The 4,256-nt window shown below is 75.8% G+C and carries 3 protein-coding genes; all 3 read right to left on the bottom strand.

Annotated elements, in window-relative coordinates; translation table 11 throughout:
• Positions 1–15: 15 nt before the first annotated feature.
• Positions 16–1,329 (bottom strand): molybdopterin molybdotransferase MoeA, encoded by a 1,314-nt coding sequence (gene glp, locus LQ51_RS23170; protein ID WP_046569064.1) that lies wholly within the window; start codon positions 1,327–1,329, stop codon positions 16–18.
• A complete protein-coding gene (locus LQ51_RS23165; RefSeq protein WP_046569063.1) occupies positions 1,326–2,321 on the bottom strand; it encodes a UTP--glucose-1-phosphate uridylyltransferase in 996 nt (331 codons plus the stop codon). Before LQ51_RS23165 ends, glp begins: the two co-directional genes overlap by 4 nt.
• Before the next feature lie 9 nt (positions 2,322–2,330).
• Positions 2,331–4,256 (bottom strand): diguanylate cyclase (locus tag LQ51_RS23160; RefSeq protein ID WP_046569061.1); only part of this gene is annotated, 1,926 nt, incomplete at its 5' end.

Raw genomic sequence — 4,256 nt, 5'->3', positions numbered from 1 at the left:
GCTCACTCCTCGCGCTCACCGGCGCCGGTCCAGGAGGAGCACGTCCACGGTGGAGCCCGCCGCCGCGGTCGTCACCCGCTCACCGAGGACCAGCAGGCCGTTCGCCTCGGCCAGGCCGGAGAGGGTGAACGGCCCGCCGGCGAGCGGCTGCACCGTGTACCCGCCGCCGCGCCGCTCGGCCACGTGTGCCGGGCGGAACTCGCGCAGCCCGACCGGGGACGAGACCGTCTCCAGCAGGTGCGCCCGGACGCTGGGCCGGAACACCGGCTCGGCGCCGGCCAGCAGCTGGATGGCCGGCCGGGCCAGCACCTCGAAGCCGATCAGCGCCGCGCCGGGCTCACCGGGAAGACACACCACCGGCACCTCCTCGGCGCCGACCGTACCGAATCCGAGGGCCGTCCCGGGATAGAGCGCCACCTCGGTGAAGGTGACCGGCCCGGCCCGGCCGCCCTCCCGCCGGGACAGGATGCGACGGACCATGTCACCCGGGCCGGTGCCGGTGCCGCCGGTGGTGATGATCAGGTCGGCGCGCAGGGTCTGGTCCTCCAGCAGGCCGCGCAGCGCCTCCGGGTCGTCGTCGCAGATCCCCACCCGGTACGCGAGCGCGCCGGCCTCGGCCGCGGCGGCGGTCAGGGCGTGCGAGTTGGTGTCCACCACCTGGCCGGGCTGGCTGGCCCGGCCGACGTCGACCAGTTCGTCGCCGGTGGCCACGACGACCACCCGCGGGCTGGGCCGGACCACCACGTGCCCGATGCCGGTGGCCGCGAAGACGGCGACCAGGGCCGGCGAGACGTACGTGCCGGCCCGGGCGAGCAGGGTGCCGGCGGGCAGTTCCTCACCGGCGCGCCGCAGGCCGTACCCGCGCTTGGGGGTCCGGAAGATCTCCACGGCGGCCATGCCCTGGTCGGTCCACTCCACCGGGACCACCACGTCGGCGCCGATCGGCAGCGGGGCGCCCGCCGCAACGGAGAAGCAGGAGCCGGGGGTGAGCCGGACCGGTCGCCAGCTGGCTGCGCCGAGGTCGCCGACCACGTTCAGCCGGATGCTGCGCCCACCCGGGATACCGGAGGGGGCCGGGACGTAGCCCGGCCCCCGGCTCCCTCCGGAGATGTCCTCCCAGCGCGCGGCGTACCCGTCCACCGCCGCCTGGTCGAAGGCGGGATACGAGTGCGGCGTGACCACGTCCTCGGCGAGGACGTTGCCGTACGCCTGGGTGAGGTCGAGGTCGAGCGGAGGCAGCGCGCGTAACCTGCGCAGCACGCTGCCCAGGTAGTCGGCGAGCGGCGTCAACTCGTTCGCGGCCGCCTCGGCGTCGGCCGTCGCGGTCATGTATTGGAACCGCCCGACGCGTTGCGCACCCCGTTCAGGATCGCGGCGGTGACCGTCTCGTCGCCCTGGTTGACGAACTCCGCCAGCCACTTGCGGAACTCGGCGCCCAGGTCGTCCCGGTCGCAGGCGATCTGCACGACGGTCTGCAGGTAGCCCAGCGGCATGCCGGTGTCGTAGCGGGTGCCCCGGTAGACGATGGCGTGCACCGGCACCCCCTCGTTGCGCAGGATCTCCATCGCGTCGGTCAGCTGGATCTCGCCGCCGCTGCCCGGCTCGGTGCGCCGGATCGCGTCGAAGATCCGCCCCGGGAGCACGTACCGGCCGAGCACCGCGAGGTTGCTGGGCGCCTCCTCCGGCTTGGGCTTCTCCACCATGCCGGTCACCTTGACGACCTCGGCGATGTCGTGGAATTCCGGCTCGGCCGGTGCCACCGAGGCGATGCCGTACCGCTTGGTGTCGGCCGGGTCGACCTCGAAGAACGCCAGCACGATGCCGCCGGTGCGGGCCTGCAGGTCCAGCATCGCCGGCAGCAGCGGCTCGTCCAGCTTGACGAACTCGTCGCCGAGCAGCACCGCGAACGGCTGGTCGCCGACGTGCGACTCGGCGTACCCGACGGCGTGGCCGAGGCCGAGCTGCTCGGGCTGCCGGCAGGTGTAGATCTCGGCCAGTTCCTCGGGGCGGCGTACCGCCTCCAGCACCTCCGGCTTGCTCTCCAGCCGGGCCTCCAGATCGGGCCGGCGGTCGAAGTGGTCCACCATCGACGTCTTGCCACGCCCGGTGATCAGCAGCACGTCGGTCAGGCCGGCCTGCGCGGCCTCCTCGACGATGTACTGCAGCACGGGCCGGTCCACGACCGGCAACAGCTCCTTCGGAACCGCCTTGGTGGCCGGCAGGAACCGGGTGGCCAGGCCGGCGGCCGGGATGACGGCCTTGACCGCGCGAGCGCGACCGGTCGCGGCGGTCGCTGAGGGGTTCGATGAGTGCTCCGACATGCCGCGAGACTATCGGCCACGGCTCTGCCGCGGCGGGTGAGGACCGGAAGACGCGCCGCCCTGCCCCGCCGCGGCGGGGTCCGGCGCACCGGCCCGGGGCAGCCCGTCGGGCGGGCTGAGCGCCACCGCCACCACCGGTAGCTCCTCGGTGGGGACCGGATCCGGCGGGCGGGCCAGCCGGTAGCCGTCCCGGCCGGCGGCCTTGGCCGCGTACAGGGCGTCGTCGGCGGCGTCGAGCACCTGCTGGCCGGTGGCGGCGTGGTCCGGGTAGACGGCGATGCCGATGGAGACCGTGACGGCCACCCGGACCGGCTTCCCGCCGTGCCCGTCCACCGGCACCGGCTGGTCCCGGACCACCGCGCCGAGCCGCTCGGCCACGATCGTGGCGCCCCGGGCGTCGGTCTCCGGCAGCAACACCACGAACTCCTCGCCGCCGTGCCGGAACGCCAGGTCGACCTCGCGGATCTCCCCGCGTACCCGGCGGGCGAACTCGACCAGGACGGCGTCGCCGGCGGCGTGCCCCCAGGTGTCGTTGATGTGTTTGAACCGGTCCAGGTCGAGGGCCAGCACGCTGAGCATCCGGCCGAACCGGTTGGCCCGTTCCACCTCGCGCCGGATCGACTCGCGCAGGTAGCGGTAGTTCCACAGGCCGGTGAGCGGGTCGGTGAGGGACAGCCGCTGCGCCTCCTCGTGCACCCGGACGTTCTCCACGGCCACCGCCGCGTGGCCGGCGAAGGTGCGCAGGGTGACCAGGTCGTCCTCGTCGAACCCGGCGGCGCCCACCCGGTCGTAGAGGACCAGCACGCCGAGCGCGCCGGAGCCGGGCGGGTCGGGGTCGCCGAACGCCGGCGGGTGTCCCGGCCGCTCGGGCCCGCGCCCGCCCAGCTCGGTCACCCCGGGCGCGGCGAACGGCACCGCCACGTACGTCTCGCAGGCCGGCTCGCCGGCCGGGTAGCCGGTGGCGTCGCAGGCCGGGTCGCCGACCGGGTCGCCGGCTGGGTCGCCGGCTGGGTCGCCGGTGGGCGGGCCGTCGGTCGGGGCGTCGGCCGGCGCGCACCGGCCGCAGAGCGGCTCCCCGGTGGCGGCCACCGTGCCGATCACCCCGGTCCCCACCGGCACCCGGAGCGTCGCCGGGTCCGCCGGGTCGGTCCCGCCGAGCCCTTCCACGCAGCGGCCGACCAGCACGCCGTCGCCGTCGAGCAGCAGCACCGCGCCGGCGCGGGCACCGGTCGCGGCGATCGCGCTGTGCAGGATCACCCGCAGGATGCGTTGCAGGTCGTGGGTGCTGGCCAGGGTGTCGCCGAGCACCGCCAGGTGTCCGCGCAACTGGTCCCGGCTGGTGGTCAGCGCGGCCACGTAGCTGCCGGTCTCCCGGGTCATCCGGTTGAACGCGCCGGCCAGCCGGCCGATCTCGTCCCGGCTGCGCACCGGTACCCGCGCGGTCAGGTCACCGTCGGTCACCCGGTCCACCGCGCCGGCCAGCTCGACCAGCGGGCGGGTGGTCGCCCGGGCCAGCCGCCAGGCGGCCGCCACGGCGAGCAGGGCGGCCAGCACCACCGCGCCGACCAGGGCCGCGTACAGGCCGGGCGGGCGTTCGCCGGGCACCGAGAGGACCAGCGGCAGGGGTTGCCCCGGTGCCGGCCCGACCCGGCGCACGTACCGGCCGTCGCTGGTCGCCGTCACCTGGTCCCCGTCCAGGCTGCGGGCGGCGGCCAGCACCGCCTCGCGTACCCCCGGGGTCTCGGTGGGGTGACCGACCGGCTCGGCGGCGGCAGGAACGTCGAGGAGGGTGACCGCCACGCCGGTCACCGCGGCGAGCCGGGCGACGAAGGCCGGGTCGACCGGTTGCGCGGCGGCGACCGCGCCCAGGTCCGCGCCGGCCGGGTCGCGGAGTTGGACCCGGACGGCGAGCGCCCGGACCGGCCGGCCGGCCGG

The sequence above is a fragment of the Micromonospora sp. HK10 genome (assembly GCF_000982955.1).
Taxonomy (GTDB): Bacteria; Actinomycetota; Actinomycetes; order Mycobacteriales; family Micromonosporaceae; genus Micromonospora.
This window is presented reverse-complemented; position numbering and strand designations above follow the sequence as displayed.